Source organism: Pandoraea sp. E26, assembly GCF_000681415.1.
GTDB classification, from domain to species: domain Bacteria; phylum Pseudomonadota; class Gammaproteobacteria; order Burkholderiales; family Burkholderiaceae; genus Pandoraea; species Pandoraea pnomenusa.
Genome location: NZ_AYXJ01000020.1, coordinates 1 through 26,642 on the forward strand (window position 1 = coordinate 1; position 26,642 = coordinate 26,642).

Consider the following 26,642-nt stretch of genomic DNA (forward strand, 5'->3'; position numbering starts at 1 on the left):
GGGGGAGAGGATCCCACCGGTACGGCGAATGCAACAAGCGTTGGCTGAAAAGCCGGGTCAGAAAGCGGCGCTGTAGATGGCGAGAGCGTCTGCTTCGGTGACTTCGCGGGGGTTATTGACGAGCAGGCGGGTTTGGCGCATGGCGTCGGAGGCCATGCGGGGGATGTCGTCCTGCTTGACGCCGACTTCGCGAAGTGAGCGGGGGATGGCGGTGTCGACGATCATCGATTCGATGTGTTGGATGAGGGCATTGGTTTTTGCCTCGTCGCTGCCGGTGAAATGCGTGGGCAGGATGACGTCGGCGAGTTCGGCGTAGCGTTCGCTGGCGGCGGGCGCGTTGAATCGCATGACGTGGGAGAGCACGAGTGCGTTCGACAGGCCGTGCGCCACGTGAAAAATACCGCCGATCGGATAGGCGAGTGCGTGCACGGCGGCCACGGGTGAGTTGGCGAACGATTGACCTGCGAACATTGCGCCGAGGAGCATCGCTTCGCGTGCGTGGCGATCGGCGCCGTCGCGGCAGGCGGGCAGCAGATTGCGCGAGAGCAGTTCGAGCGCCTTGACCGCGAGCATGTCGGAGATCGGGTTCTTCAGGTGTGCGGAAGTATAAGCCTCGATCGCGTGGACCATTGCGTCGATGCCTGTTGCCGCGGTGGCGGCGCGGGGCAGGCCGAGCGTGAGTTCCGCGTCGAGGATGGCCAGATCGGCGAAGAGTTGGGGGGCGACCACGCCCATCTTCGTCGTCTCGCCCGTCGTCACGATCGACACCGCGGTGACTTCCGATCCGGTGCCGGCTGTCGTGGGCATCTGCACCAGGGGCAGGCGCGAGCCAGTCACCTTCTTCACGCCGTACATTTCCTGGATGGACTGCGTGCCTGGCAGCAGCACGGCGAGCAGCTTCGCCACGTCCATCGACGAACCGCCGCCCAGGCCCAGGACGATTTCCGCGTCGGCCGCGCGTGCGCGTTCGGCGGCTTCGAGCACCACATGTTCGGGCGGATCGGCGACCACGTCATCGATCACCGAGACCTGCCAGTCGTGCTTTGCCAGGTCGGCGAGTGCGGGGGCCAGCAAACCGCTCTTGTGCAGAAATCCGTCCGTGACCACGCACAGACGCTTGCCTGCCGGAAACTGCTCGCGCAGCAGCGCGCCCAGGCGCCGGGCCGCACCGAACTCCACCACGACGGTGGGGACCGTCTGGAAACGAAATGCATTCATGATCGATTTCCTCTTGAAACCTGTGTGTTGAAAGCTACGCGACCATCTGGCCGCGATCGATCCGGTAGACGTCATCGAGCACCGCGCCCGCATGCTGCAGATCCGCGCCCGACAGAATCACCGCGAGGCCTTCGCCGCGCATCTGGCCGATCACTTCGGCAATGCGCTTCGACAGCGCTGGCGCCACGCCTTCGAACGGTTCGTCGAGCATCAGCAGGCGCGAACTCGTCATCAGTGCGCGCCCGACGGCCACCAGTTTCTGCTGGCCTCCCGACAATTGCAAGGCGCGGCGCGGCGCCCATTCGCGGGCTTCGGGGATGATGCGGTACACCTTGTCCAGACGCGCCTGCACGTCCCTGGCCTTCAGGGCCCAGGCCGGCACGCACAGATTCTCTTCCACCGTCATGTCCGGAATCAGCCGGCGGTCCTCCGGCGCGTAGCCGATGCCGAGCGACGTGCGCTCGTGCGAAGGCGCCTTCGCCAGATTCACGCCGTCGAACGTCAGCGTGCCACCGTTCGCCTTCACCAGTCCCATGATCGCGCGCAGCGTCGTCGTCTTGCCCGCGCCGTTGCGGCCAATCAGACCGACGATCGCGCCCTTCGGCACCGAAAACTGCACGCCGCGAAGAATGTCCGTCGCGCCGAAGCGCACATTCAGATTTCCGACTTCAAGCATGGGCCACCTCGCTCGCCACCCCGGCGGTGCCCGGCACCGCGGCCACCGTCTCGCCAATGATCAACTCACGCACCTGCGCGTCGGACAGCACCACATCCGGCGTGCCGTCGGCCAGAATGCGCCCGTCGCAAAACGCCAGCACGCGGTCGCTGTAGCGGCGCACGATCTCCATGTCGTGCTCCACGAACAACACCGTAATGCCCAGTCCGCGCGCTGCATCGAGCACGCGGTTCATCACGTCGAACTTCTCCTCCGCCGCCACGCCCGACGTCGGTTCGTCGAGCAACAGCACCTCCGGCTTGCAAACCATCGCGAGCGCGATGTCCAACAGCTTGCGCACCCCCTCCGGCAACGTGCCCGAGACCATGTCCGCAAACTCCAGCACGCCCAGCCGGGCCAGACTGTCGTTGGCCAGATCCGCCGACAGCCCCGAGATTGCCAACGCGATCTCGATGTTCTCGCGCGCCGTCTGCGAACCGAACAATTGCGGAATCTGGAACGAACGGGCGATCCCCAGACCCGTGATCTTGCGCGGTGCCAGACCCGTGATGCGCTTGCCGCGGAATACGATCTCGCCGCGATCCGGCTTGATGTATCCGGTGAGCATGTTCACGAACGTCGTCTTGCCGGCACCGTTCGTGCCGATCAGCCCGACCACGCTCTGCGCGTCGATATTGACTGTGATGTCCCTGGCCGGCGTCACGCTGCCGAACGTCTTGTACAGGCCCGTGGCCTCAATGATGTGATTCGATGCCATCTCCTGCCCCTTATGCGGCGTCGCCCGAAGCGGCAGCCGTCTTCGTCTGTGCCGTGCGCGTCACCGGATGCCCGGCCGCCATCTTGCGACGGCCCAGCCCCAGGCTCGTCAGGCCGCCCGGCAGGAACGCGATGATCGCCAGCATGATCGCGCCCATCACGATTTGCCACGTGTTCGGCGCATAACGGTAAGCCATCGCGCGGGCCACCTCCAGCAGCAGCGCGCCGATGAACGGCGAGAACGCAAAGCGTGTACCGGAGAGCACCGCAATGAAGACGAACTCGCCCGAGGTCGTCCAGAACGCCATGTCCGGATCGATGTGCCCGATATTGAACGCCTGCAAGGCGCCACCAAGACCGGCCAGCGCCCCCGCGATCACATACGTCAGATGAATGTTCGCGCGTGCCGACGTGCCCAGGTATTCCACGCGGATCTCGTTGTCCTTGATCGCGGGACCGAGCCGGCCCGGCGTCGAGCGCATGTAGACGGCAACCGCCATCACGCACACGATCGCGGCGATGAAGCCCACGGCGAACAGGTTCGTGCCCGTGAGCTGCCACGGCTCGGCACTGCTGCCCAGCGTGGGCGCGTTCACGTTGAAACCGTCGCTGCCGCCCAGCTCCACGTTATTGAGCAGCAGCCCGTAGCAGATCATCGACAGCGCCAGCGTGAGCATCGCGAAGAAAATGTCGCGATAGCGCGCGAGCAGGAAGCCCAGCACCAGGGCGAGCAATGCCGAGACGATCATCGAGATCGCGAGCAGCGCGAACAACTCCGTGAGGCCGTAATAATTCATGCCAAGGCCAACGCAGTACGCCCCGACCGCGAAGAAAAGCGCCTGCCCGAACGACGCCAGGCCCGTGCGCAGCAACAGCGCGAGACCCAGCGCCACGATGCCCTTGGACAAGGCCACCGACACCAGGAACTGCCATTGTGGCAGCGCAATGCCCGCCGCACCGATCACGACGAAGCCGATCAGCGCGAGCCACGTGCCGGGCGCGCGCAGTTGGGAACAGATTGCGGAACTCATATCTTGCGGGCCTCCAGCGGAGCGAAGATGCCTTTCGGGCGCACAGCCAGCACCAGCGCCATGACGATGTAAATGGAGAACAGCTCGCCTTGCGGCCAATAATGCACCGCGCTCGCGCGCACCAACCCCACGAGCAGCGCGCCGAACGCCGCGCCGGGCAGCGAGCCCAGACCGCCGATGACGACCACGGCAAACGTCAGCACCACGATCTCGACCCCCATGCCGGGCGCCACCGACACCGTCGGCGCCGTCAGCGCGCCGCCGATGGCCGCGAGCACCGCCCCGGCCATGAACGTGACCACGAAATAGCGGCTCACGCGAATGCCCATCGCCTGGCTGACCTCGCGATCGTGAATCACGGCGCGCAGCAGGCGACCGCTGCGTGTGAACTTCAGGAAGGCCGTGAGCCCCACGCCTGCCACGAGCGCCACGCCCACGATCAGGAAGTTGTAGTTGGGGTACGAAAGATCGCCCAGATCGAAGTTGCCGAGGAAGCTGTACGGTTCCGAGACCGTGTACGGGTCCACGCCCCACACGAGCTTGATCGCGTCTTCCATGATCAGGAAGAGCGCGTAAGTGACGAGCAGCAGTACCACGGGGTCCTGCCCGTAGAAGCGCTTGAGGATGCCGCGCTCCATGATGAAACCGATGGCCCCGCCCGCGACAATGGCCGCCAGCACGAGCAACAGGTAGCTCACGTACAGATTGCCGCCACGGGCAACCCACGGGCCGATCAGCGTCACGCCGGCGTAAGCGCCGAGCGCATACAGGCTGCCGTGCGCCATGTTCAAGATTTTGAGCACGCCGTAGACGAGGGTCAGTCCCAGGGCAACCAGGAACAGCCACGCGGCGTACATCACCCCGTCCACCAGGACGGCGTAGATCTGCGACATCTCGCATTCTCCTTGGAACGCAAAGCGGCGGGCGGACCCCCGTCCGCCACACCGGCTTTGCGGATTCGACGCAAGGTCGATGACAGCTTTCTTGCATGGAGGACACGCGGTCCTCCCAAACTCGCCACCCTCGCCGTGGCACGCCGGGTGCTCATGGCGAAGGTCATGTGCCCGCGGCTCAGTGCTTCAGGCCGCCCTTGATCCAGTCGGCCGACTTCACGCCTTCGGGTGGGGTCACTTCCGCGATCGAGTACTGCTTCACGTCCGTCACGGTGACCTTGCCGTTCACGTTCTTCACCACGCCGAACGCGGTGCCCTGAGCGGCCTGGTGCCCCTTGCCCAGCGTGAGGCCGATCTTGCCGGCCGGTGCGTCGAAGCTGAGGTGCTCGAACGACGCGATGACCTGCTCCGGCGTGGGCTGCTTGCCGCCATTCGCGGCCTGCGCCTTCTCATAGGCCGCCTTGAGCGCGAGAAGGCTCTGGTTCATCTTGTAGGAGGGGTAGCTGGGCGTGTCGTTGAACTTCGCGCTGTAGGCGGCGCGCAGCCAGCGGTTCAGGGCGTTGTCCGGTGCGAACATGCCGTACATGCCGCGTGCGCCGATGATCACGCCGTCGGGCAGGCGCGTCTTGCCGTGCGTGGCCGTCTCGCCGGCGGTCAGCACCGTGAGCGACTTCTTGAACAGGTCGCGCGGGCCGGCCTGCACCACCAGACCTTCCAGATCGCCGCCCCAGAAGCTCGAGTGCAGCACGTCCGGGTGGGCGGCCAGCAGGCTCGAGATACCGGCGTTGTATTGACCGGCGCCGAGTTGCGGCATTTGCGAGCTCACGGCCTTCGCGTTCGGCTTGAGGACCTTCAGCGTGCCCTCGAAGTCGGCCCAGGCGTCCTGGCCCCAGGCGTAGTTCTGGTTGATGCCGGCGTACGTTTGCAGATCCGGCTTGCGCTCGGCCACGTAACGCGCCGCACCCACGTTATCCATCGTCGCGGTGGCGACCGGGCGGAACACATACTTGAAGCTCGCGTCTTCGAACACGCGCGGCGTGCCGCAATCGAAGAACAGCGTGACCTTCTTCATTTCCTCGGCGACCGGGGCAATCGCCAGGCAGTTGCCCGACGACGTGTAGCCGACCACATAGTCCACGCCCTGATTCAGCAGGTTGCGATATTCGCTCACCTGCTTGCTCGTGCTGCCCGCCTCGTCGATGTAGACGAGCTCGATCGGCGCACCGCCGAACCCCTTCGTTGCGTAAGGCGCGGGCACCTTGCCGGCATTGAGCTCGGCGGCGGTGACTTCGGCGGCATTCTTGGCCGGCACGCCGAACGGGCCCGCGGCCGCGCCCGACATGAACGTGACGATACCGATCTTGATCGGCTTGGCGTCGGCGTGCGCCGTGGTGGCAACCGAGGCGATGGCGGCGCCGGCCGCCAGTGCGAGGGCGAGCGGCTTCATGCCGCGCTGGATTACGCGCTTCATACGGGTTTCCTTTGGTGGTGTTGCGACTTGTCAGTCGATTTTTGGATTGACGGAGTTCTGGTGCCCCGGTGCGATGTCGGGGCCCGGCGTGCAAACGCTCAGGCCCGCGCACATCACACTTGCAGGCACAGGTACTTCAGTTCGAGGTATTCCTCGATGCCGTAGTGCGAGCCTTCGCGGCCCACCCCGGATTGCTTGATGCCGCCGAACGGCGCGACTTCATTCGAGATCAGGCCCGTGTTCAGGCCGACCATGCCGTACTCGAGCGCCTCGGCCGTGCGCCAGGCGCGCGCGATGTCACGGGTGTACAGATACGCGGCGAGGCCGAATTCGGTGTCGTTCGCGAGTGCGATCGCATCGACGTCGCGCGTAAAGCGGAACAGCGGTGCGACCGGCCCGAAAATCTCCTCGCGCGCCACGCGCATTTGCGAGGTGGCGTCGGCGATCACGGTCGGCGCGTAGTACGTGCCGCCCAGCGCATGCGCGTTGCCGCCCACGAGTACGCGGGCACCGCGCGACTTGGCGTCTTCGACCAGCGTCACGACCTTCTCCACTGCCTTGCCTTCGATGAGCGGACCGATGACCACGCCGCCTTCGAGACCATTGCCGACCTTCATCTCCGCCACGCGCGCGGCAAACTTCGCGGCGAAGGCGTCATAGATGCCGTCCTGGATATAGAAGCGGTTCGCGCACACGCAGGTCTGCCCGCCGTTGCGGTACTTGGCGGCGATTGCGCCCTCGACGGCCGCATCGAGATCGGCGTCGTCGAACACGATGAACGGCGCGTTGCCGCCCAGCTCGAGCGACAGCCGTTTCACCGTCGGCGCGCATTGCGCCATGAGCAGGCGGCCCACGCCCGTGGAACCGGTGAATGACAGCTTGCGCACCGTGGGGTGCGAGGTGAGCACACCGCCCACGGCACGCGCGTCGCCCGTGACGACCTGGAAAACGCCCGCCGGAATACCGGCGCGCTGCGCCAGCTCGGCCAGCGCAAAGGCCGACAGCGGTGTGAGCTCCGAGGGCTTCACTACGATGGCGCAGCCGGCGGCCAGCGCCGGCGCCACCTTGCGCGTAATCATCGCCGCCGGGAAATTCCACGGCGTGATGGCCGCGCATACGCCGACCGGTTGCTTGAGCGTGACCAGGCGCTTGTCGGCAGCGGGCGTGGCGAGCACATCGCCGTCGACACGCTTGGCCTCTTCCGCAAACCACTCGATGAAGCTCGCGGCGTAGCCGATTTCTCCCCGCGCTTCGGCAAGCGGCTTGCCCTGTTCGCGGGTCATCAGATACGCCAGGTCCTCGGTGTTTGCCATCATCAGGTCGAACCAGCGGCGCAGCACGGTGGCGCGTTCCTTGCCGGTGCGTGCCGCCCAAGCCTTCTGGGCGGCTTCGGCGGCCACCACGGCCCGCGTGGTTTCTTCCGCGCCGAGCTCCGGCACCTTGGCCAGCACTTCGCCCGTGGCCGGGTCGATCACGTCGAACGTCCTGCCGCTGTCGGCGGCAATCCATTGGCCGTCGACCCAGGCAAGGGTCTTGAACAGAGTGGGGTCTTTGAGTTGCATGGCTGGAATCGTGTGTTGGCGGAACGGCGCGCAGCAGTGTCTCGGATTGTTGCTTGCCGTTCTATCTATTGAACGGTATTCTATGTATTGAATGTGATTCTACGTATTGAACGTTTTAGGTGCAACTAAGGGGTTTTCCTAGGGCGGGATGAGAATCACTTGCCCGTACCATGCTGGCGGCGTGGCCCGTCGTCGGGAGCGCCGAACCCATTCCTGAAATTTCCCAAGCCGATTCCCGATTCATGCCCAAGCGCAAACTCGACGTCCCTGCCAACGCCTCCTCGTCCGCCACTGAAGCGGAACCGCTCAAGACCACGGCGCCTGCCGTGGTGCGCGCCGTGCACATCCTCGATGTGATTGCCGCGTCGTCCGAGCCGGTGGCGCTGGCCGACCTGGCGCGCGAGACGGGCGTGCCCAAGAGCACGCTGCACGGGTTGTGCGACACCCTGGTCAAGCTGCGGCTGGTCAAGCGCCATGCCAACGGGGGCATGACGATGGGGTCGTATGTGATGGGGTGGGCGAACGCCTTTCTCTCGCAGACCAATATCACCGAGGAGTTCCGCGCTGTCTGGGAAGCGTCGCGGGCGTTCGCGCAGGAAACCGTGACGCTGTCCGTGCTCGACGGCGCCGAGGTGATCTACCTGGCCTGTCACAACGGCAATCGCCCGCTGGGTGTGACGTTTCGCATCGGCATGCGATTGCCGGCGCCGTACACGGCCACCGGAAAGGCCATGCTCTCGACGTTGCCGCCCGGCGAGGCGGCCGATCTGCTCGCCGGCGCCTGGCCCGCACCGCTCACGCGTGCGAGCGTGGCGACATATCCGGCGTTGGCCGAAGAGATGGCGCAGGTGCGCCGCGACGGGTACTCGATCGACAACGGCCAGATGCGTGAAGGCATGATCTGCTTCGGCGCCCCGGTGTTCGACGCCAGCGGCGAGCGTGCCGTGGCGGGCCTCGCCGTGAGTTTCCTGACCAACGAGATCGACGCCGAGACCGGGCGCCGCATCGGGCGCCAGATGCGCGAACTTGCCGATCAGCTTTCGGTCCGGCTGGGCGCTCCAGCCCGCCGATAAGGCATGTCAGCGTGGCGCCAGCCGCGCGTCAGGCGGGCGTTGGCTGGCCGACAGCGTGGTGCGGCCACTGGATTGTTATCTTTAGCGGAACAGTCATGTTCAGTTATGCGGGCTATTCCCTAGGGGTTATCACTGGCATCATCTGGCCTTGACCGATGTCCAGACAAGCCAGAGGAAGCGTAGGGAAGCGCGATCCCGGCGGTGCCATGGGGCGGACATCCACTAGGGAAGCACTACGCCATGTCCAATATCGCAATCGTTTATTACTCGCAGGGCGGCGCAACCGCCATGATTGCCCATTCGGTGGCCCAAGGTGTGAACGACGCCGGCGCGCACGCGCAGTTGATCAGCATCGAGCCGCATCAACTCGTTGACGGCCAGTGGCGCGACGACGCCACGCTCGCGCGCCTGGCCAATGCCGACGCCATTATCTTCGGCGCACCGGCGTTTCAGGGCGGTATCGCCGCACCGTTCAAGGCGTTCGCCGACGCCACGACCCGGTGGCGCGCACGCAGTTGGCGCAACAAGGTCGCGGGTGGTTTCTCGTTCAGCTATCGACCTGGTGACGAAAAGCGCAACACGCTCGACTATTTCGCGGCGCTTGCCGGCCATCACGGCATGGTCTGGGCCGATACGCAGATGTCCGATGAGCCTGGACCGACCGCCAGCGAATTGCGCGAGCCTGGCGATTTCCCCGTCGCCACCGCACCGGGCGTGGACGTCGACGCGGCTTATGCGCTCGATCCGGCCGATGTGATCGCCGGCAAGCAGTATGGCCGCAACGTGGCGGCGCTCGTGGCACGTCTGGCGGGAGAGGTTCTGGAATCGCCGGCTGTGCTGGCGCGTCGGGCGCTGAAGGAAGCCGAACGGCGTCTTTGAGCCATGTGGGCGGGCGCCGGGCCGGGCACGAAGTGCGTGCGTTGAATGTCGGAAAACGACGAGAAACGACGAGAAACGACGAAAGGGCGCGTCACGGCGCGGCATAAGGGAGGGCGTAAGGGCGGGCAGACATGCCGGCCCTTGCGCCCTTTTTCATGGGGCGCGCCGATTCAGTTGGCGGGAGCGTCGCCCGACGGCTCGGCGTGGATCTGCAACACGGCATCACGCTTGGCCAGCAGGTGCTTGCGCAGGATTTCGCCCAATCGCTTGCCGTCGTGCTTTTCCAGAGCGTCGATCATCTGCTCATGCTCGGCAATGGCGCGATCCCATTTGTCGGCATGGAAGTTCGACCGAAAGCGCAACGCCATGAGACGACGGTTGATGGACACGTAAGTCTGGCGTAACGCCCCGTTGCGCGCGGCTTCGTTGATGCGGTCGTGAATGGCCTGATTGCGCGCGTAGTAGCCCGGCAGGTCCTGTTGGGCACGGCACGCGAGCATCGCGTAGTGCAGCGCCTTGATCTCGGCGAGCTCGACGGGTGTCATGCGCTCGGCCGCCAGCTCGCCGGAAAACGCCTCGAGCGCGCTCATCAGCTCGAACATCTCCCGAATCTCCTTCTCGGTCATGCGCGCCACGCTTGCCCCGCGATTCGGCGCGATCTCGATGAGTCCCTCGGCGGCGAGCACCTTGAACGCTTCGCGCAGCGGCGTGCGTGAAATGCCGAGGGTCTCGCACAGCTCGCGCTCATTGAGCTTCACCCCCGGCGAGAGCACCCCCTCGATGATGAGGCGGCGCAAGTGCTCGACGACCGTGTCGTGCAGGCGCAAACGCTCCACACGCGGGATCTCGGGCGCGGCAATCGTCGACGTGTTTTCCATATTTTGCATTCAAAATCATCGAGCCTTCATGGTCGCGATTGTAACGCACGGTGTCCGGATGCCGTATCGCTAGGGTAAACGACTGTATTAAAAGCGCTTCTCGGCCCTTGCGAAAGCCATGGTCTCTGCTAAAGTATTTTGCATGCAAAATTCAAAAGCGGATTTTTCAAGAGGAGAGAGACGTTCATGCTGAAGCTCGATTTCCACCCCTCGGGTCGCCATTTCCTGCAGATTCCGGGGCCGAGTCCGGTGCCCGATCGTATTCTGCGCGCCATGAGCTATCCGACCATCGATCACCGGGGGCCGGAATTCGGTGCTCTGGGGCGCAAGGTGCTCACTGACATCAAGAAGATCTTCAAGACCGAACAACCGGTGGTGATCTACCCGGCATCGGGCACGGGGGCATGGGAGGCCGCGCTGTCGAACACGCTTTCGCCGGGGGACCACGTGCTCATGTTCGAGACGGGGCACTTTGCCACGCTGTGGAAGAAGATGGCCGAGAACCTCGGCCTGAAGCCGGAGTTCATCGGTCTGCCGGGCACCGACGGATGGCGCCGCGGCGTGCAGCCGGACATGATCGAGGCGCGCCTGCGCGCCGACACGGCCCATGACATCAAGGCCGTGTGCGTGGTGCACAACGAAACCTCGACCGGGGTGACCTCGGACATCGCGGCGGTACGGCGCGCCATCGACGCCGCCGGCCACCCGGCGCTGCTGCTGGTCGACACGATCTCGGGGCTCGGCTCGGCGGACTACCGTCACGACGAGTGGGGCGTGGACGTGACCGTCTCGGGGTCGCAAAAGGGGCTGATGCTGCCGCCGGGCATCAGCTTCAACGCGGTCTCGGCCAAGGCGCTCGAGGCCGGCAAGCATGCAAGGCTGCCGCGCGCGTTCTGGGGCTGGCAGGAAATCATCGAGGCGAACAAGAACGGCTACTGGCCTTACACGCCGAACACGAATCTGCTGTACGGCCTGTCCGAGGCGCTCGACATGATTCTGGAGGAGGGGCTGGACAACGTGTTCGCACGTCACCAGCGTCTGGCCGAAGCCACGCGCCGTGCGGTGCGTGCGTGGGGGCTCGAGATCCAGTGCCAGGACCCGGCCGTCTACAGTCCGGTGCTCACCGGCGTGGTCATGCCGCAGGGCGTGGACGCCGACGACGTGCGCAAGCGCATCTATGAGCGCTTCGACATGTCGCTCGGCCAGGCCCTGGGCAAGATTCGCGGCACGATGTTCCGCATCGGGCATCTGGGCGACTGCAACGATCTCACGCTCATGGCCACGCTGGCCGGTTGCGAAATGGGTTTGCAGATTTCCGGCGTGAAGCTCGCCGGTTCCGGCGTGGTGGCCGCGATGGACTATCTCGCGCAGGCCAAGGCCGCGCCGTCGCTCAAGGCCGCCGCCTGACGTGCCGTAGTCCTAAGCATCAAGGGACACGAGAGGAAGCGAGGGCCGCCGGTTCCAGGCGGCCCCCTTGCAGTGAATGCTTGACCTGTCATTCGGGTGATACAGGACCTCACGACAGAAAGGTCCGTGCCCGGCAACACCTCTTGCGTTGCCCGCATGCCGCGGGCGCGCTTCACAGGATGTTTCAGGAGACAATGCAATGAAGCTTTTCAGAGCGACAAGGGTCGTGCTGGTGATGCTATGCGTCATGTATTTCATCACCTACCTCGATCGCGTCAACGTCAGCACGGCCGCGGCCGGCTTCGGCAAGGAATTCAACCTCAACAAGACCGAAATCGGTCTCGTATTCTCCGCATTCGCCTATCCCTATCTCGTCTTCCAGATCATCGGCGGCTGGGTGAGCGATCGCTTCGGCGCGAAGCGCACGCTGCTCATATGCGGCGGTCTGTGGGCCGTCGCGACCATTCTCACCGGCATGGCCGGCGGTCTGGTCACGCTGTTGCTCGCGCGCTTGCTGCTCGGTCTGGGCGAGGGGGCCACGTTCCCGGCCGCCACGTCGGCCATGTCGCGCTGGGTCTCCAAGGACAAGCGCGGCTTTGCGCAAGGCATCACCCACGCGGCCTCGCGTATCGGCAATGCCGTGGCGCCGGCCGTGGTGGTATTCATCATGACCACGCACGGCTGGCGCGAATCGTTCTACCTGTGCGGGATCGTGAGCCTGGTCTGGGTCGCGGTGTGGGGCTTCACCTTTACCGAGCGTCCGCAGGATCATCCGCGCATCACGCCCGAGGAACTGGCCGTGCTGCCGGCGCTCAAGGCCAAGAGCCAATCGGTGCCCTGGGGCCCGCTCTTCAAGCGCATGATGCCCGTGACGATCGTTTATTTCTGCTACGGCTGGACGCTGTGGCTGTTTCTGTCGTGGATTCCGCAGTACTTCCTGCACAGCTATGACCTCGATCTGAAGAAGTCGGCGCTGTTCGCCTCGAGCGTGTTCTTCGCCGGTGTGGTGGGGGACACCCTCGGCGGTATCGTGACCGACAAGCTGTACGAGCGCACTGGCAGTCTCAAGCGCGCCCGAAGCTGGATGGTCTCGGTGTGCATGCTGCTTACGCTGATCTCGCTCGTGCCGATGATGTTCACCCACCATCTGTACGTGTCGATGGCCTGCCTCGCCTGCGGCTTCTTCTTCGCCGAAATGACGATCGGACCGATGTGGGCGATTCCGATGGACGTCGCACCGGAATACTCGGGCACGGCCAGCGGCATGATGAACACGGGCTCGGCCCTGGCCGCCATCCTCTCGCCGGTGCTCTCGGGCTACCTCATCGATCGCACCGGGAACTGGGAACTGCCGTTCGTGGGCAGCATGGTCCTGATGGCCGTGGGCGTGGTCCTCGCCTTCCGCATGCAGCCGGAGAGCAAGTTCTCGATGGCGGGCGACGCCGCCGCGAGCAACGTGCGCCAGCCCGCCTGACGTGTCGCTCAGGTGTGTCTCACGTGCGTCTGGCCTGCGCCAGACGCACGTCGGAGCGCAGGATGACCGGTCGACCTTCCGATTCGCCTTGTCGCCAGGCGAGCGCGGCACCGGGTCGCATCCTGCCGGGCAGCGCCTGCCGGCGGCGATCCTCGTGAGCGCCCGGCAGGCCCGCCGCATCCCGATGGCCGCGCCGCTGGGGCGGCCAGTTCAATGCCTGCAAATTTGCGCAATCTCATGAATTCCCAATCGAACGCCAACGCCGGCCTCGTGGGCCAGCCCGTGCATCTGATGCCGATGCGGCGCGGCGGTGTCGCCATCACGCCGCTTCAGGATCGTCTGCGCCGCGAGTTGCGCGGCGACGTGCTTTTCGATCGCGCGAGCCGTGGCCGCTATGCCACGGACGCGTCGATCTACCAGATATTCCCCGTCGGGGTGGTCGTGCCGCGCGATCAGGACGATCTGCTTCGCGCCCTGGACATCGCCCGCGACGAGAAGGTGCCGGTGCTCGCGCGCGGCGCGGGCACGAGCCAGTGCGGCCAGACGATCGGCGAAGCGCTCGTCATTGACAACAGCAAGTGGCTCAATCGCGTGGTGGCGTTCGATGCCGAAGCCCGCACCGTGACCGTCGAGCCGGGCATCGTGCTCGATCATCTCAATGCGTGGCTCAGGCCGCATGGGTTGTGGTTTCCGGTGGATGTGTCGACGGCCGCGCAATGCACCATCGGCGGCATGGCGGGCAACAACTCATGCGGCTCGCGTTCCATCGAATACGGCAACATGGTGCACAACGTGTTGTCCATCGACGCGGTACTCGCCGACGGCGCGCAATTGCATTTCGGGTCGCTGCATGCGCCGCCGGCCGACGCGCGCACGAAGGCGCTGCTCACCGCCGTGCGCGAGATCGCGATGCGCGAGCGCGACGAGCTACGTGAGCGCGTGCCGCGCGTGCTGCGCCGCGTGGCGGGCTACAACCTCGACCTGTTCGACTGCCTCAACCCTCGCGCCTACACCGACGACGGGGTGGCGAATCTCTCGCATCTGCTGGTCGGCTCGGAAGGCACGCTGGCGTACAGCCGCCAGATCACGCTCAGGCTTGCTCCGTTGCCGACGCACAAGACGCTCGGGGTGGTGAACTTCCCGACGTTCTACCAGGCGATGGATCTCACGCAGCACATCGTCCGGCTGGGGCCGGTGGCGGTGGAGCTGGTCGATCGCACGATGATCGACCTGGCGATGGACAACGCGGCGTTTCGCCCGGTGATCGAGAAGGCGCTCGTAGGCGATCCGCAGGCAATCCTGCTGGTGGAATTCGCCGGGGACGACGCCACCGCGCTGCGCACCCGGCTCGACGATCTCGCCACTCTCATGGCCGATCTCGGCTTGCCCGACAGTGTGGTGAAGATGCCCGACGCGGGGCCGCAGAAGGCGCTCTGGGAAGTGCGCAAGGCAGGGCTGAACATCATGATGAGCATGAAGGGCGACGGCAAACCGGTGTCCTTCATCGAGGATTGCGCGGTGCCGCTCGAACATCTGGCGGAGTACACGCGGCGCCTGACCGAAGTGTTTCATCGCAACGGCACCGAGGGCACCTGGTACGCCCACGCGAGCGTGGGCACGCTGCATGTGCGACCCATCCTCGACATGCGCCGCGACGGCGCGGTGAAGATGCGCGCGATCGCCGAGGAGGCGGCGGCGCTCGTGCGCGAGTACAAGGGCGCCTACTCGGGCGAGCACGGCGATGGCCTGTGTCGCGGCGAATGGGTGGCCTGGCAGTACGGGCCGCGCATCAACGCGGCGTTCGGCGAGATCAAGCAACTGTTCGATCCCGACAATCGCTTCAATCCGGACAAGATAGTGCGTCCGCCGAAGATGGATACGCGCGAACTCTTCCGCTTCGCGCCCGGCTATGCCGCGATGCCGGTGACGCCCGCGCTCGACTGGACCGCCTGGAACGTGAAGCGCGACGCGCTGAGCGGCGAGCAGTCCGCGTCCGATACCGGCGCCGATGCCACGCACGGCCTGGCATCGGCTGTCGAGATGTGCAACAACAACGGGCATTGCCGCAAGTTCGACGCCGGCACGATGTGTCCGAGCTATCGTGTCACGCGCGACGAACAGCACGTCACGCGCGGTCGGGCGAACACGCTGCGGCTGGCGATCTCGGGGCAGTTGGGCGACGACGGACTGGCCGGCGACGACGTCCAGGCGGCACTCGATCTGTGCGTGTCCTGCAAGGGGTGCAAGCGCGATTGCCCGACCGGCATCGACATGGCGCGCTTCAAGATCGAGGCACGTCATGCGCGCGCGAAACGCCATGGTGTTTCGTTCCGCGACAAGCTCATCGCCTATCTGCCGCGTTATGCCCCGTGGGCCAGCCGCGTGGGCGGGTGGCTCGACGCGGCGCAGCGGCTGCCGGGCAACACCGCGCTCAGGCGCTGGCTTGGCCTTGCGCCCGAACGTTCGGTGCCCGCGCTGAAGCCCTCGTTCCTGTCGACGCAGTCGCCGCTGAACGCGTCCGTCGCATCCACCGCATCGCTCGCCGGTCGGCGCGAGGTGGTCCTCTTCGTCGACACGTTCAACAATTACATGGAGCCGGAGAACGCTCGCGACGCAAAGCGCGTACTCGAAGCGGCCGGCTACGTCGTGCACGTCAACCGGCGCGAGGGCGAGCGCCCGCTGTGCTGCGGCCGCACGTTCCTGGCGGCCGGTCTGGTCGACGAGGCGAAGACCGAGGCGCTGCGTCTGCTCGACGCGGTGATGCCGTTTGTCGAACGCGGTGTGCCGATCGTGGGGCTCGAACCGTCGTGCCTGTTGTCCCTGCGCGACGAGGTACTCGGTTACGGCTTTGGCGAGGCCGCGCGCAAGGTGGCCGACAACGCGTTTCTTTTTGAGGAGTTTCTGGTTCGCGAGAAGGCAGCGGGGCATTTCGACGTGGCGTGGCAGGCGCTGCCCGACGGCGTCGGCGAGGCGTTGGTGCATGGTCACTGCCATCAGAAGGCGTTCGACGCGTATTCGCCCGTGACGGCGGTGCTTGGTTGGGTGCCGGGGCTGAAGGTATCATCGATCGAGTCGTCATGCTGCGGCATGGCGGGCAGCTTCGGCTACGAGGCGGAGCACTACGACACGTCGCGCGCGATGTCCGAACTGACGCTGCTGCCGGCCATCCGGCAGCGGGGCGCGAACACCATCGTCGTGGCGGACGGCACGAGTTGCCGGCATCAAATCCACGACGGGGCGAACGCGCGGGCGATGCATGTGGCGTGTGTGCTCGCCCGGGCGCTGCCTGCTTGATGTCCGCGTGATGTCCGCGTGATGTCCGCGCGATGTCCGCGTTTTCCGCGAACCCCTTGAAAGGATTGTGATGTCCGATTCAGTCAATTCGGTGTCGTCGCCGGCGAGTGTCGCCGGCCCCTTGGCGGTGCCACCGGTCGCTCAGGCGGGGGACTCGCTCGCCGAGGTCGCCACGCCGTCGTTGCTCCTCGATCTCGACGCCTTCGACGCGAACGTGGCGCGCATGGCCAGCGCCGCGTCGGCGCGCGGCGTCGCGGTACGTCCGCACGCCAAGGCGCACAAGTCCGTGACGATTGCGCGCGCCCAGGTCGCCGCGGGCGCCGTTGGCGTTTGCTGCCAGAAACTCACCGAGGCGATTCCGTTCGTCAACGCCGGGATCGGCAGCATTCACATCAGCAACGAATTCGTGGGGCAGGCGCGTGTGGCACTGGCCGTGGCGATGGCCGCGCGTGTCTCGCTTTCCGTCTGCGTCGACGACGTGCGACAGGTGGCGCCGCTTGGCAAGGCGGCGCAGCGCGCGGGGGTGCGCATTGCCGTGTTGCCCGAGGTGGACGTGGGACAGGGGCGGTGCGGCGTCGATTCGACCGAAGCGCTCGGCCGGCTGGTCGACGCCATCGACCATTACGAGGGCCTGCGCTTCGGCGGTCTGCAGGCGTATCACGGCAGCGCACAGCATATTGCCAATTGGGACGAGCGCCGCGATACGGCGCGGCGTGCCGCCGATCAGGCGAGCGCGTATGTGCGGTTTCTGGCCGCGCGCGGGATTGCGTGCCCGGTGGTCACGGGCGGGGGGACGGGCACGGCGGAGTTCGATATCGAGAGCGGTGTGTACACGGAGATCCAACCGGGGTCCTATGTGTTCCTCGACGGTCATTACGGTTCGCTGGAGTGGCGCGACGACTGGCGTTTCCGTCACGCGCTGTTTCTCGCATCCACGGTCATGAGCACGGCGCGCGCGGGCATCATCGTCTGCGATGCCGGGCTCAAGAGCGTGGCAACGGATTCCGGTCTGCCGCGGTTCTGGTCGTCGCAGCAGGCGGGGCAGCCGCAGTACCGCACGGCCTCGGACGAGCATGGCGTGCTGGCCCTGGCGTCGCCGCACGAGGACGGGGCGGGCTGGCTCGGCGAGCCGATTCTGTTGGTGCCGGGGCATTGCGACCCGACGGTCAACCTCTATGACCGGTACGTCGTTGTACGGCATGGGCGGGTCGAGGGCGTTTGGCCGATCGAGGCGCGCGGCCTGAGTCAGTAAGCCGATACGTCGAGGTGCCACGGTGCCACGGTGCCGCGTGGCTTGAGGCGTTGCGCAAGATGTACCGTCTCATGGCAATGCGATGTGGGGAAGTCAGAGACTCACGCGGGCGTATCGCCAGGCCGCTGCAAAATATTTGTGGCGGGGGCTTCCCAAGATCGAAAAAGCAGGCTATAGTCTCACTTCTTCGCCGTACGGGGGTATAGCTCAGCTGGGAGAGCGCTTGCATGGCATGCAAGAGGTCAGCGGTTCGATCCCGCTTACCTCCACCAAAACGGAAGACTTTAGGTCCCCTTCGTCTAGAGGCCTAGGACATCACCCTTTCACGGTGAGTACAGGGGTTCGAATCCCCTAGGGGACGCCAGATTCAGCGGCGTGTGTCTCGGAAAGCTCCGAAACACGACGCAAGATCGGACGTCGACAAACGCGCCTGGTTTCACGACCAGGCGCGTTTTGTTTTTTCAGCGCACCGGCGTGCTGGCTGTCTCGCCGACGACCGTCTTCCATGGCCGCACGCGCCACGATTTCACCAGACCATTCACCACATACGGGTCCGACTTCGCGAAGGCTTCCGCGACGACCGGCGACTCGCCCCTGAACAACAGGGCCGCCGTGTCGACGGGATCTTCCAGGGCGCCCGCAAGCAGCAATTCGCCCCGGTCGGCCGTTTGCCAGGCAAGCGACAGATGCGCCTCGCGGAATTGCCCGCGGCGTTCGAGATAGTCGTCGACCAGGTCGTATATCAGCAGGTAATGCATGTCGATGTCTCCTTGGGAGTCGGTGCCGTACGTCGCCATTATCGGTAAAACGCCGACGGTGGTACGCCAAAATGCCGCTTGAACATCGCGGCGAACGCGCTCTGGCTCGCATAGCCGTGATCGAGCGCCACATTCACGATCTTCTCTCCGCGCGCGAGCGCTTCCAGCGCCTGGAGCAGTCGCGCCTGTTGCCGCCAGCGACCGAACGTCATGCCCGTCTGCGCGGCGAAGCGCCGTTGAAAGGTCTTGCCTGAGAGCCCCGCGTCATTGGCCCACGCGTCGATGATCGTGTCGTCGCCGGGCGTTTGCATCAGTTGCTCGCATACCCGCACGAGACGGGCGTCGCGCGGCCACGGCAAGTAAAGCGGCAGCACCGGCAGCGCGATCAACTCGTCGAGCAACAGTCGCATGAGCCGTGCGTCGCGCGAGTCCGGTGCATAGTCGGGCGCAATGTCGATGGCCGAGAGAATCAGCTCGCGCATGAGCGGCGTGATTTCCACCACGCAACTGGCCTGCGGCAACGGCTGCGTATCCGGTTCGACGAACACGGTGCGCATCTTTACATTGCCGCTCATGCGCACCGTATGCTCGAGCCCCGCCGCCAGCCACACCCCGCGGGTGGGCGGCACGACCCAGCGTCCCGACGCCGACGCAATGATCATCACGCCTTCGATGGCGTACAGCAACTGCGCGCGGCGGTGCGAATGCGACGCAATGAATGCATTGTGCGCGTAATCGACCGCCATGGCCGCCATCGGCATGGGTGTGTTTTCGAAACGCAGATGATCGGTATCCCGCATATGCCGCATATGCCGCATATCCCGAATATCCCGCGATGACGGATGAGCGCTCACACGGATGTCCTTTTTCAGGCAGGTTTGGAGATTTTAGCGTGAGACGCCCAGTGCGACATGGTTGACGATGAGGCTTCCCTCTCACCTTCACGTTCGCGGAAAATCGTCATGGGGTACTACCTGTATCCGCTCGGCGCCATGTTGTTGTGGGCCGGCAATGTCATCGTCTCCAAACTCTCGGCCACGACCATTGCGCCGTCGGCCATCACCTTTTATCGATTGGTGCTCGCATTGGCGGTCATGACGCCATTCGTCATCCAGGCGCTCCTGCGCAACTGGACAAACTTGCGCCCGCATCTGGGCAGGCTCGCATTTCTCGGGTTCCTGAGCATGTCGTTCTACCAGAGCCTGTCGTATCTCGCGGCGCACAGCACCACGGCGACCAACATGGCCATCGTGACGGCGCTCGCACCGTTGCTCACGCTGCTCTGGAGTGTCGTGCTGCTGCGCGAGCCGCCCACTCTCGGCATGCTCGTCGGCGGGCTGCTCTCACTGGTGGGGCTGATCTACCTCATCGCGCAGGGACAGCCGTCGCGCCTGCTCGACGGCGGTGTACACCTCGGCGACATGCTGATGTTGATCGCGTCGGCCTCGTATGGGCTCTACAGCGTGCTGCTGCGACGCTGGCACGTCGATGTGCCGCCCGCACAGTCGACGTATGTGCAGGCCTGGGCGGCGCTCGTGACGATGATCCCGATGCTCGCGTTCGTGCCTGCCGGACAGGCGCAGCTCAACGCCGCGACGGTGCCGCTGGTCCTGTACGCGGGTTTGGGCGCCTCGATCCTGTTGCCGATTCTGTGGATTCGGGGCATCCGCCATCTTGGACCGAACCGTTGCAGCATGTTCATCAACGTGTTGCCTGTCATGACAGCGGGTATCGCGGTCGTGTTGCTGGGTGAGCACTTGCACACGTTCCACGTGATCGGTGGTGGCGTCGCCCTGATCGGCGTCTTCATCGCGCAGCGCTGGCAGCGCACCTTGCCAGGCTTGCGCACGGTGGCTGACGAGGTGGCCGACGATTCGGACGAAGTCCCTGCGTGAGTCCGTACGCCGCGCCCTTGCATCACGTGGTATCTCTCGGGGCGTGTCAGGACAGGGCGCCGACCGGGCTTACGGGTTTCGCACTGCGACCCCGTAAGTGCTCACTATGCGACGGTCCTGTTCTTCGGCCGAGAAGGCTTCCCAGAGCAGGCCATTGCAGTCGGTGCTGCTCGAATACTCAGGCGCGTCGTCGTCCTCGAAGCCCACGTGTCGCAATTCTCCGGCGCGGGCGGGCGATTGATTGATCGAGAAGTTCAGCAGATCGGTGCGCCACATGGCGTAGGCGCCGGGCACCACGGCGGCGGGAGACATGCCGAGACGTACGGAGTAATCCTTGATGGACTCGTCGAGATCGCGCACGGCGAGAGCGATGTGAAAGCGTTTCATGGGGGTCCTTTGACGATGGGCAGAGGGAAGCATCGGCGCGGTGTGAGTGCCCGCTAGCGGGCGCGCCGTGCATCGATGTAGCCCATCATAGGGACGGTTGCGAAACGCAGCCAGACGGTGGCTTATCCCGGTATCCGGAGTGACGGGATGGCCGGATATCGCCCGGGCGGGCCGTCGTTCCCCGTGGCGGTGTATCTCGTGACGCAGTCGCCGTCCGACCCGGACGCCGTCGTCGGGTGCTGATCCGGGCCAAGGAGGATCGGCGTGCGCGGTGAGCGTGCGCTTACTGGGGGCGCCGGAATTCGTTGTCGACCCACGCCCGCGCGCTGTTGCGCGAGAGCTTGAATGTCGGCGGCACCTTCACCGAGGCGAGGGTCTCGCCGAACCGGTCGACGGCGCTGAGCATGGCATACGGATCGTATTCGTCGGGCACGATGTCGAGCGTGACGTCGATATCGCCATCGGGGCCGTCAACGCTCACGCGCTTGTGCAACTGCGCGTGCAGTTGCTGCTCGTGACGACGCAGCACTTCCGCCGCCGTCTTGACCAACGTGTGGAACGCGCCGGCGTCGAGCGGCTTCGGGTTCTTCTTGTCTCGCCCCATCGTCCAGGGGCCCACGAGTGCGGGCTCCGACTGCCCGTCCCGGTACATGGCGACGGCCCAGCCATCGTCGTCCTCGTTCTTCACGACCTTTGCCGTCCAGCCGTCGTCCCGCCAAAGACGGTCTTCGTGGAGCGTGTCCTGGTTGTCGGAGGCGTCATCGGACAGGGAGGAGCGGTCGTGTGCGTTGGCGGTCACTGTCGGTGAAATCGTGGCTGGGGGATGAGAAGGATACGTCGCGATGAAGTCCGCGCGGGGCGGACGACAGTGCGCATGCGGTAAAGGATGCAATTTTACCGCGTCCGGCCGAGGCGCGGACGCCGCACCGCTACTCGTTGGCGCACGCCAGCGCGACGAGTAGCGCCACTGGCAGGAGCACGCACCAGAAACCGGCGCCGTGATAGGCGAAGCCACCGAACACGGCCCCCACCGCGAACGCGGCCAAGGCCGGCAGCATCTTGCGCAGTCGGGCGCGCGCAGCCTTGTCGTCGCCGCAGTTGCCGCTCGCGAGCTCTACGATGTCGATCACGATCTGCGTGGTGTTGCCGGTCATGATCGTGGTCGGGGCGAGGTCGGCGAGCACGAGTCGCCCGAGGGCGTTCTGGATGGCGAGCGCGGCCACGCCGAACATGCCCGAGAGGATCGCGAGCGGTGCGTCGGCGGAGACGATGGGCTGTGCCGCCATGCCGACGATCATGAAACCGAGCAGCAGCGCCGTCTGCATGCAGAGCAGCAGGCGCAGCGGCCGGCGGTCGGTGCGCGAATACGCCTGCACGATCAGTTTCACGAGGGCGACGAAGATCACGAACACGGGCAGCGCCAGCAGTTTGGCGAACACGCCGACGTGGGTGGCGGCGACGAGTTGCACACCGATCATCACGAAGTTGCCGGTCACGTGTGCGGTAAAAAGGCCGAACAGCGCGATGAAGCCCACGACGTCGATGTAGCCCGCCACGAACGCAAGCGACATGCCGATGGCGGTGGGTTTGGAAAAATGGCCGACCCAGGTGCGCGCTAGCGTGGCGGCCTCGGTCGGCGTGGGGATGTGGCGGGGGGTACCCATGGCGGCTCCTCTGACGACTTCCGTTGCGGATGCAGGCATCGCGCACCCGTCGCGACGCGCGCGGGTGCCGATCAAGCATAGCATCGCGTCGCGGCGTGGGGCGCCGCGCGCGCCTGCCATGGTGCAACGTACCGACGTGCCGCTCCACCGTCAAAAGGTCTTATTGCGCACCGGGGCATTTCCCTCTTTCGCCGGGGCGAGCGCGGACGATGGCGGACGAGGGCGAACGCGCATCGGCGATGCGTCGCAGCGTTCCGGCTGCGCCGCGACCGCCATGCGTCATGCGTCATGCGTCATGCGCGGGGGATGTCGGCGCGTCGTTCGACGGCACGTATCGCGTCGAACGTTTCCCGCGTGCGAACCATTTCGGTGACGATGATCGCGAGGTTCATGGCGTTGCGCCCCGCGCGCGCGGCGGCTTCGTCGTTTGCGCACGTCTCGAAGTACATCTTCTCCACCTGGCGGTCGACCTGATACGCGAAGTCGCCCTCGGCGTCGTTGCGATGCAGTCCGAACCATTCCAGGGCGCGAACCAGTTCCGGCGATCGCACCAGATAAAGCCATTGCGAGTTGAGCACCGAGTCGGCGGTCCTGTCGTGCAGGAGGCCAACGCCGAAATCGTGAAACTCGGCGGCCACCGGCAGATCCTGATACCGCAGCGAAAGCAGCAGGCGGGCGGTGTCGTCGGGCGTCAGCGTCTCGGACGCGGTGAGACCGCGCCAATCGTCCTTCACTTCGATCCGATGATCGGCGACGCGAAACGCGGGCGCCTCGTTTTCCCCGACACAGAAATGAAGCTGGTCGCGATGCGCGGGCGCAACGTACCCGATGAGCTCGAGAAACGCATCGAACTGCGCTTGCGCGTTCGGGGCGTTGGCCAGACGGAAGATTGCCAGCTTGGCGTCTTCCTTGTGGGTGCCGAGGAACCAGTCCTTGATGCGGCCCCAAAGGCTGCGGACTTCGGCCTCGCTGCGCGCCCTGGTGCAGGTGTCGATGGCTTGCGCGCTGAGGGTGCGGGGCGTGCTGCCTGCCAGGGTGATGGGTGCGGCCATATCCTCAAGACTCTCCTGTTGCAGTGGGGGGGGAGGGGGCGGCCCCCCGAGGGGGGGCGGGGGGAATCGAAACCGGGCGTCAATGTCGACGCCGAAGTCGGCGTCGATCCTGGCGTCAATCCCGGCATCAATCCCGGCGTCAATCGCGCTGTCTTACCGCGGAGGTCAGCAGCACGAGCGTCGAGGCGTATTCTGAGAATCGATGAGCGTCGCTGTGCGACGCCCCGCCCGCCAGGAGCGTTTCGCGCACAAAATCGGTGACAAAGGGGTTGATCCTCATTTGTTCACTGTCCCGATGCATGCCGAGCACGTGCATCGCATCGAGGAGCGCGGGCATGCCGAACATGTGCCCGCGCGCCGCCTTGTGGAGCTGAGCGGGCGTCGCATCCGGTCCCAGCAGATCGAGATGGAGGCCTGCATGACTCATGCCCTCGATCACGCGATGATCGTCGTGCGTGAGCGTCATCAGCACCCGGCAGCTGTCTTCGATGCTCAGTGCCGGGCTTTGCTGCAGAAACGCCTCGGCATCGGTCTGCATCATGATGCGGTCGCCGCCGATCTGGAAATCGAGCCCATGGGCGCTCGCGATGTTCCACTTCAGAACCGAGCCGTGCTCTGGGGACACGTAGCGCGTAAGGTCGGCGAACGCCCTGAACTGTGTCTCGGTGTCCTGCGCATTGGCCAGCCTGAAGATGGCCAGCTTGGCGTCTTCCTTGTGCGTGCCCATGAAGAAGTCCTTGATCCTTCCCCACAGGCTGGCGAGTTCCTTCTCGCTCGGCGCGCTCGCGTACCGGCCGATCTTGTCACTGTCGATTGTCCGCTCGAAATGTCCGGCGAGCGCAATGTGGCTTGGGGTCACAGAGGTAGTCATGTGAGGTTGGGTATCCTGGGTCGCAGCGCCGGCGGGCACTTGGGGAAGGTCATCCATGGGCGGACGGCAAACGCCAATGTCCGCCCCGAGGATTGTCGCGAGATCAAACGCCCATGGATTCCAGAAATCGTCCCGTGCACGGCGAGAATTCCGGGGCACTGATAGCATGTGGCTTTGCTCGACGCATCGGTCTCCCACGTTGCGTCGTTGCCATCCACCGAGGAGTCCTGCGATGTCGATTTCCCTTTACCGCGCCACCATCCCCGTCTACCTGCGCGGCCTGACCGTCATGGCCGACTACATCAAGAAGGCGCGCATGCATTGCGAGACCCGGGGGCTCGATCCGGCGACGATCCTTCAGGCAAGACTCGCGCCCGACATGCTCGACTTCGTCGCGCAGGTCCAGCGAGTGAGCGATACGGCAAAGTTCGCTGTGGCGCGTCTGACGGGGCTGGAGTCGCCGAAGTTCGACGACAACGAGACGACGTTCGACCAGTTGCGCGATCGCATCGCGAATACCGAGGCGTTCATTGCGGGCCTGCTCGAAGACCGCTTTGACGGCGCCGATTCGCGGCAGATCACGCTGAAGTTCAAGGAATACCAGACCACCATGGACGCGGTCGATTACCTCCTGAAGTTCGCGTTGCCGAACTTCTATTTCCATGTGACGACCACGCACGACATTCTGCGGGCACAGGGGGTGGAGGTCGGCAAGACCGACTATCTGGGGCCGTTCGAGATGGAGAAGATCCCGGCGTGATGTCGGGGATCGAAGGCAAGCCCCGCCGCCCATGAGGGCGGCGGGTGCCGGGGGGGGCGGGTACGAAGGCGTCTCGACCCGGGTCGCGGGCGCCGCGTGTCAGCGTGTGGCGATCGGCAGGTACATGCGCAGTTCGTCCTGAAAGCGGTTGCCCACGCGCATGGCATCGGGTTCCCGGCCGATCTCGACGAAACCGAAGGACTGGTACAGGGCGATGGCCGCGCGGTTGTCGGCGCTCACCTGCAGCGTGACGTGACGCAAGCCTGGCTGCGAGCGTGCGAGGGCGAGTGCGGCGTCGACCAGTGCACGGCCAATGCCGCGCCCCGTCGCATCGGCCTGCACGTACATGCCCCATAGAAAGCCGACGTGCGCGAACTTCGGGCGCGGCTGCCGCCCGAGGCCAAGCACGCCGACCAGACGGTCGTGCCCGAACGCACCGAAGACACCGCTCTCGGGCCGTGCCGTCAGCCATTCACGCACGCGCGCCAGCGGCCAGTCTTTCTCCTCCTCATAGCTCGAACCGAACGCCTCGGGGTGCGCCTGCAACCCGGCGAGTCGCAGTGCCTGAAAGGCGGGCGCATCGGTCGGCACGAGCCGTCTCACGTCGACGCCGGACGGTGGTGCCGTCATGGCAGGCGCGGCTCCATCATGGCCAGCACCGTGCGTGCGGCCTCCTCGGACGAGGCCGGATTCTGGCCGGTCACCAGCCTGCCGTCGCCGACCACATGCGATTGCCAGTTGCCACCCTTCTCATACAGCCCGCCCAGGCGCGTGAGTTCGTCTTCCACGAGAAACGGCACCACGTCGGTCAAACCGACGGCGTCTTCCTCTTCGTTCGTGAAGCCTGTCACGCGTCGCCCGCGCACGAGCGGCTCGCCGTTTTCGCCGCGAACCTGCCGCAGCACGCCCGGTGCGTGGCAGACGAACCCGATGGGTTTGCCGGCGCGCTCGAAGGCTTCGATCAGGTGGATGGAGTTGGGGTCCTGCGCCAGGTCCCAGAGCGGGCCGTGGCCGCCCGGGTAGAACACGGCATCGTAGTCGTCGGCTTTGACGTCGGCCAGCCGGAGCGTGTTGGCCAGCGCCTTTTGCGCTTCGGGGTCCTCGCGGAAGCGGCGCGTGGCGTCGGTCTGGGCGTCGGGCGCATCGCTCTTCGGGTCGAGCGGCGGCTGACCGCCGGCCGGTGAGGCCAGTGTGACGTTGAGCCCTTCGTCGATGAAGACATAGTAGGGCGCGGCGAATTCTTCCAGCCAGAAGCCGGTTGCCTTGCCGGTGTCGCCGAGGCGGTCGTGCGAGGTCAGAACCATCAGGATGTCCATGAAGCATCTCCCTGTAGAGTCGGCCATGCGGCTCATTTTACCTGTCATGCGCGGGCGTCGCAGGCGACGGCGTGT

General features: G+C 65.4%; 25 protein-coding genes and 2 tRNA genes. 10 read left to right on the forward strand and 17 right to left on the reverse strand.

All coding sequences use genetic code 11. The features are described from left to right. Positions 1 to 57: 57 nt before the first annotated feature. From W930_RS0114540 to W930_RS0114570, 7 genes are all read right to left on the reverse strand, one after another. The gene (locus W930_RS0114540; protein WP_023871911.1) at positions 58 to 1,218 is read right to left on the reverse strand and encodes an iron-containing alcohol dehydrogenase; all 1,161 of its coding nucleotides are present in this window, start codon (positions 1,216 to 1,218) and stop codon (positions 58 to 60) included. A 34-nt stretch (positions 1,219 to 1,252) separates the two neighbouring features. Next, entirely contained in the window at positions 1,253 to 1,894 is a 642-nt protein-coding gene (locus tag W930_RS0114545) for an ATP-binding cassette domain-containing protein (RefSeq protein WP_023594979.1), read from the reverse strand. Then, on the reverse strand, positions 1,887 to 2,651 hold the full coding sequence (locus tag W930_RS27525) for an ABC transporter ATP-binding protein (protein WP_023594980.1): 765 nt from the start codon (positions 2,649 to 2,651) through the stop codon (positions 1,887 to 1,889). Before W930_RS27525 ends, W930_RS0114545 begins: the two co-directional genes overlap by 8 nt. Positions 2,652 to 2,661: 10 nt before the next feature. Further along, complete coding sequence (locus W930_RS27530) at positions 2,662 to 3,681, reverse strand: branched-chain amino acid ABC transporter permease (RefSeq protein ID WP_051399212.1); 1,020 nt, start codon at positions 3,679 to 3,681, stop codon at positions 2,662 to 2,664. Continuing rightward, positions 3,678 to 4,574: a branched-chain amino acid ABC transporter permease gene (locus tag W930_RS0114560; protein WP_023594982.1), complete on the reverse strand. Its 897-nt coding sequence runs from the start codon at positions 4,572 to 4,574 to the stop codon at positions 3,678 to 3,680. Before W930_RS0114560 ends, W930_RS27530 begins: the two co-directional genes overlap by 4 nt. A gap of 178 nt (positions 4,575 to 4,752) precedes the next feature. Further along, positions 4,753 to 6,045, reverse strand: coding sequence for an ABC transporter substrate-binding protein (locus W930_RS0114565; protein ID WP_023594983.1), 1,293 nt, complete (start codon positions 6,043 to 6,045; stop codon positions 4,753 to 4,755). 113 nt (positions 6,046 to 6,158) lie between these two features. Then, entirely contained in the window at positions 6,159 to 7,607 is a 1,449-nt protein-coding gene (locus tag W930_RS0114570) for an NAD-dependent succinate-semialdehyde dehydrogenase (protein WP_023871908.1), read from the reverse strand. Positions 7,608 to 7,849: 242 nt separating this feature from the next. Between W930_RS0114570 and W930_RS0114575 the strand changes: the two genes are divergently transcribed. After that, a complete protein-coding gene (locus tag W930_RS0114575) occupies positions 7,850 to 8,680 on the forward strand; it encodes an IclR family transcriptional regulator (RefSeq protein WP_024788864.1) in 831 nt (276 codons plus the stop codon). Between the two features lie 240 nt (positions 8,681 to 8,920). After that, positions 8,921 to 9,559, forward strand: a complete 639-nt coding sequence (locus tag W930_RS29185) for a flavodoxin family protein (RefSeq protein ID WP_023594986.1) — start codon at positions 8,921 to 8,923, stop codon at positions 9,557 to 9,559. Between the two features lie 170 nt (positions 9,560 to 9,729). Here W930_RS29185 and W930_RS0114585 read toward each other — a convergent pair whose 3' ends face one another. Continuing rightward, the gene (locus W930_RS0114585; RefSeq protein ID WP_023594987.1) at positions 9,730 to 10,446 is read right to left on the reverse strand and encodes a GntR family transcriptional regulator; all 717 of its coding nucleotides are present in this window, start codon (positions 10,444 to 10,446) and stop codon (positions 9,730 to 9,732) included. A 177-nt stretch (positions 10,447 to 10,623) separates the two neighbouring features. Between W930_RS0114585 and W930_RS0114590 the strand changes: the two genes are divergently transcribed. The 6 genes from W930_RS0114590 to W930_RS0114620 all read left to right on the forward strand — a co-directional run bounded on the left by W930_RS0114590 (position 10,624) and on the right by W930_RS0114620 (position 18,228). Then, positions 10,624 to 11,844, forward strand: coding sequence for an alanine--glyoxylate aminotransferase family protein (locus tag W930_RS0114590; RefSeq protein ID WP_023871906.1), 1,221 nt, complete (start codon positions 10,624 to 10,626; stop codon positions 11,842 to 11,844). A gap of 199 nt (positions 11,845 to 12,043) precedes the next feature. Then, positions 12,044 to 13,318: an MFS transporter gene (locus W930_RS0114595; RefSeq protein ID WP_023594989.1), complete on the forward strand. Its 1,275-nt coding sequence runs from the start codon at positions 12,044 to 12,046 to the stop codon at positions 13,316 to 13,318. A 237-nt stretch (positions 13,319 to 13,555) separates the two neighbouring features. Beyond that, on the forward strand, positions 13,556 to 16,612 hold the full coding sequence (locus tag W930_RS0114605) for an FAD-binding and (Fe-S)-binding domain-containing protein (protein WP_024788865.1): 3,057 nt from the start codon (positions 13,556 to 13,558) through the stop codon (positions 16,610 to 16,612). Between the two features lie 70 nt (positions 16,613 to 16,682). Next, positions 16,683 to 17,864, forward strand: coding sequence for a DSD1 family PLP-dependent enzyme (locus W930_RS0114610; RefSeq protein ID WP_024788866.1), 1,182 nt, complete (start codon positions 16,683 to 16,685; stop codon positions 17,862 to 17,864). Between the two features lie 196 nt (positions 17,865 to 18,060). Beyond that, a tRNA-Ala gene (locus W930_RS0114615) sits at positions 18,061 to 18,136 on the forward strand. A 16-nt stretch (positions 18,137 to 18,152) separates the two neighbouring features. Further along, positions 18,153 to 18,228, forward strand: a tRNA-Glu gene (locus W930_RS0114620). 97 nt (positions 18,229 to 18,325) lie between these two features. Here W930_RS0114620 and W930_RS0114625 read toward each other — a convergent pair. Both W930_RS0114625 and W930_RS0114630 read right to left on the reverse strand, forming a co-directional pair. Further along, positions 18,326 to 18,622, reverse strand: coding sequence for a YciI-like protein (locus W930_RS0114625; RefSeq protein ID WP_023871902.1), 297 nt, complete (start codon positions 18,620 to 18,622; stop codon positions 18,326 to 18,328). A gap of 38 nt (positions 18,623 to 18,660) precedes the next feature. Further along, positions 18,661 to 19,431, reverse strand: coding sequence for a helix-turn-helix domain-containing protein (locus W930_RS0114630; protein ID WP_231107026.1), 771 nt, complete (start codon positions 19,429 to 19,431; stop codon positions 18,661 to 18,663). Positions 19,432 to 19,584: 153 nt separating this feature from the next. Between W930_RS0114630 and W930_RS27540 the strand changes: the two genes are divergently transcribed. Continuing rightward, positions 19,585 to 20,517 carry a DMT family transporter gene (locus W930_RS27540; protein ID WP_051399211.1) on the forward strand — a complete coding sequence of 311 codons (933 nt, stop codon included), beginning with the start codon at positions 19,585 to 19,587 and terminating at the stop codon, positions 20,515 to 20,517. 69 nt (positions 20,518 to 20,586) lie between these two features. Here the strand turns inward: W930_RS27540 and W930_RS0114640 are convergent, their stop codons facing one another. The 5 genes from W930_RS0114640 to W930_RS29190 form a co-directional block, all read right to left on the reverse strand. Next, on the reverse strand, positions 20,587 to 20,904 hold the full coding sequence (locus W930_RS0114640; RefSeq protein ID WP_023594996.1) for a hypothetical protein: 318 nt from the start codon (positions 20,902 to 20,904) through the stop codon (positions 20,587 to 20,589). Between the two features lie 283 nt (positions 20,905 to 21,187). Beyond that, positions 21,188 to 21,673 (reverse strand): hypothetical protein, encoded by a 486-nt coding sequence (locus tag W930_RS0114650; protein ID WP_036642811.1) that lies wholly within the window; start codon positions 21,671 to 21,673, stop codon positions 21,188 to 21,190. Between the two features lie 160 nt (positions 21,674 to 21,833). Next, positions 21,834 to 22,568: a YoaK family protein gene (locus tag W930_RS0114655; protein ID WP_023594999.1), complete on the reverse strand. Its 735-nt coding sequence runs from the start codon at positions 22,566 to 22,568 to the stop codon at positions 21,834 to 21,836. Between the two features lie 293 nt (positions 22,569 to 22,861). Beyond that, positions 22,862 to 23,620 (reverse strand): hypothetical protein, encoded by a 759-nt coding sequence (locus tag W930_RS0114660; RefSeq protein ID WP_023871899.1) that lies wholly within the window; start codon positions 23,618 to 23,620, stop codon positions 22,862 to 22,864. A 139-nt stretch (positions 23,621 to 23,759) separates the two neighbouring features. Beyond that, positions 23,760 to 24,548 (reverse strand): hypothetical protein, encoded by a 789-nt coding sequence (locus W930_RS29190; protein WP_141572115.1) that lies wholly within the window; start codon positions 24,546 to 24,548, stop codon positions 23,760 to 23,762. 175 nt (positions 24,549 to 24,723) lie between these two features. On the opposite strand from W930_RS29190, the gene W930_RS0114670 reads away from it, so the two are divergent. Next, positions 24,724 to 25,251 carry a DUF1993 family protein gene (locus W930_RS0114670; RefSeq protein WP_023871898.1) on the forward strand — a complete coding sequence of 176 codons (528 nt, stop codon included), beginning with the start codon at positions 24,724 to 24,726 and terminating at the stop codon, positions 25,249 to 25,251. A gap of 99 nt (positions 25,252 to 25,350) precedes the next feature. On the opposite strand, the gene W930_RS0114675 is transcribed toward W930_RS0114670, so the two are convergent. Both W930_RS0114675 and W930_RS0114680 read right to left on the reverse strand, forming a co-directional pair. Continuing rightward, the gene (locus W930_RS0114675; protein ID WP_023595003.1) at positions 25,351 to 25,881 is read right to left on the reverse strand and encodes a GNAT family N-acetyltransferase; all 531 of its coding nucleotides are present in this window, start codon (positions 25,879 to 25,881) and stop codon (positions 25,351 to 25,353) included. Further along, positions 25,878 to 26,567 carry a type 1 glutamine amidotransferase domain-containing protein gene (locus W930_RS0114680; protein WP_023595004.1) on the reverse strand — a complete coding sequence of 230 codons (690 nt, stop codon included), beginning with the start codon at positions 26,565 to 26,567 and terminating at the stop codon, positions 25,878 to 25,880. The genes W930_RS0114675 and W930_RS0114680 overlap by 4 nt, the downstream gene beginning before the upstream one ends. Between the last annotated feature and the right edge of the window lie 75 nt (positions 26,568 to 26,642).

What these genes read in the sequence shown, in the direction of transcription:
- W930_RS0114540 (WP_023871911.1), bottom strand. Translation starts at nt 1,218, where the DNA reads ATGAATGCATTTCGTTTCCAGACGGTCCCCACCGTCGTGGTGGAGTTC.
- W930_RS0114545 (WP_023594979.1), bottom strand. Translation starts at nt 1,894, where the DNA reads ATGCTTGAAGTCGGAAATCTGAATGTGCGCTTCGGCGCGACGGACATT.
- W930_RS27525 (WP_023594980.1), bottom strand. Translation starts at nt 2,651, where the DNA reads ATGGCATCGAATCACATCATTGAGGCCACGGGCCTGTACAAGACGTTC.
- W930_RS27530 (WP_051399212.1), bottom strand. Translation starts at nt 3,681, where the DNA reads ATGAGTTCCGCAATCTGTTCCCAACTGCGCGCGCCCGGCACGTGGCTC.
- W930_RS0114560 (WP_023594982.1), bottom strand. Translation starts at nt 4,574, where the DNA reads ATGTCGCAGATCTACGCCGTCCTGGTGGACGGGGTGATGTACGCCGCG.
- W930_RS0114565 (WP_023594983.1), bottom strand. Translation starts at nt 6,045, where the DNA reads ATGAAGCGCGTAATCCAGCGCGGCATGAAGCCGCTCGCCCTCGCACTG.
- W930_RS0114570 (WP_023871908.1), bottom strand. Translation starts at nt 7,607, where the DNA reads ATGCAACTCAAAGACCCCACTCTGTTCAAGACCCTTGCCTGGGTCGAC.
- W930_RS0114575 (WP_024788864.1), top strand. Translation starts at nt 7,850, where the DNA reads ATGCCCAAGCGCAAACTCGACGTCCCTGCCAACGCCTCCTCGTCCGCC.
- W930_RS29185 (WP_023594986.1), top strand. Translation starts at nt 8,921, where the DNA reads ATGTCCAATATCGCAATCGTTTATTACTCGCAGGGCGGCGCAACCGCC.
- W930_RS0114585 (WP_023594987.1), bottom strand. Translation starts at nt 10,446, where the DNA reads ATGCAAAATATGGAAAACACGTCGACGATTGCCGCGCCCGAGATCCCG.
- W930_RS0114590 (WP_023871906.1), top strand. Translation starts at nt 10,624, where the DNA reads ATGCTGAAGCTCGATTTCCACCCCTCGGGTCGCCATTTCCTGCAGATT.
- W930_RS0114595 (WP_023594989.1), top strand. Translation starts at nt 12,044, where the DNA reads ATGAAGCTTTTCAGAGCGACAAGGGTCGTGCTGGTGATGCTATGCGTC.
- W930_RS0114605 (WP_024788865.1), top strand. Translation starts at nt 13,556, where the DNA reads ATGAATTCCCAATCGAACGCCAACGCCGGCCTCGTGGGCCAGCCCGTG.
- W930_RS0114610 (WP_024788866.1), top strand. Translation starts at nt 16,683, where the DNA reads ATGTCCGATTCAGTCAATTCGGTGTCGTCGCCGGCGAGTGTCGCCGGC.
- W930_RS0114625 (WP_023871902.1), bottom strand. Translation starts at nt 18,622, where the DNA reads ATGCATTACCTGCTGATATACGACCTGGTCGACGACTATCTCGAACGC.
- W930_RS0114630 (WP_231107026.1), bottom strand. Translation starts at nt 19,431, where the DNA reads ATGCGGCATATGCGGGATACCGATCATCTGCGTTTCGAAAACACACCC.
- W930_RS27540 (WP_051399211.1), top strand. Translation starts at nt 19,585, where the DNA reads ATGGGGTACTACCTGTATCCGCTCGGCGCCATGTTGTTGTGGGCCGGC.
- W930_RS0114640 (WP_023594996.1), bottom strand. Translation starts at nt 20,904, where the DNA reads ATGAAACGCTTTCACATCGCTCTCGCCGTGCGCGATCTCGACGAGTCC.
- W930_RS0114655 (WP_023594999.1), bottom strand. Translation starts at nt 22,568, where the DNA reads ATGGGTACCCCCCGCCACATCCCCACGCCGACCGAGGCCGCCACGCTA.
- W930_RS0114660 (WP_023871899.1), bottom strand. Translation starts at nt 23,620, where the DNA reads ATGGCCGCACCCATCACCCTGGCAGGCAGCACGCCCCGCACCCTCAGC.
- W930_RS29190 (WP_141572115.1), bottom strand. Translation starts at nt 24,548, where the DNA reads ATGGATGACCTTCCCCAAGTGCCCGCCGGCGCTGCGACCCAGGATACC.
- W930_RS0114670 (WP_023871898.1), top strand. Translation starts at nt 24,724, where the DNA reads ATGTCGATTTCCCTTTACCGCGCCACCATCCCCGTCTACCTGCGCGGC.
- W930_RS0114675 (WP_023595003.1), bottom strand. Translation starts at nt 25,881, where the DNA reads ATGACGGCACCACCGTCCGGCGTCGACGTGAGACGGCTCGTGCCGACC.
- W930_RS0114680 (WP_023595004.1), bottom strand. Translation starts at nt 26,567, where the DNA reads ATGGACATCCTGATGGTTCTGACCTCGCACGACCGCCTCGGCGACACC.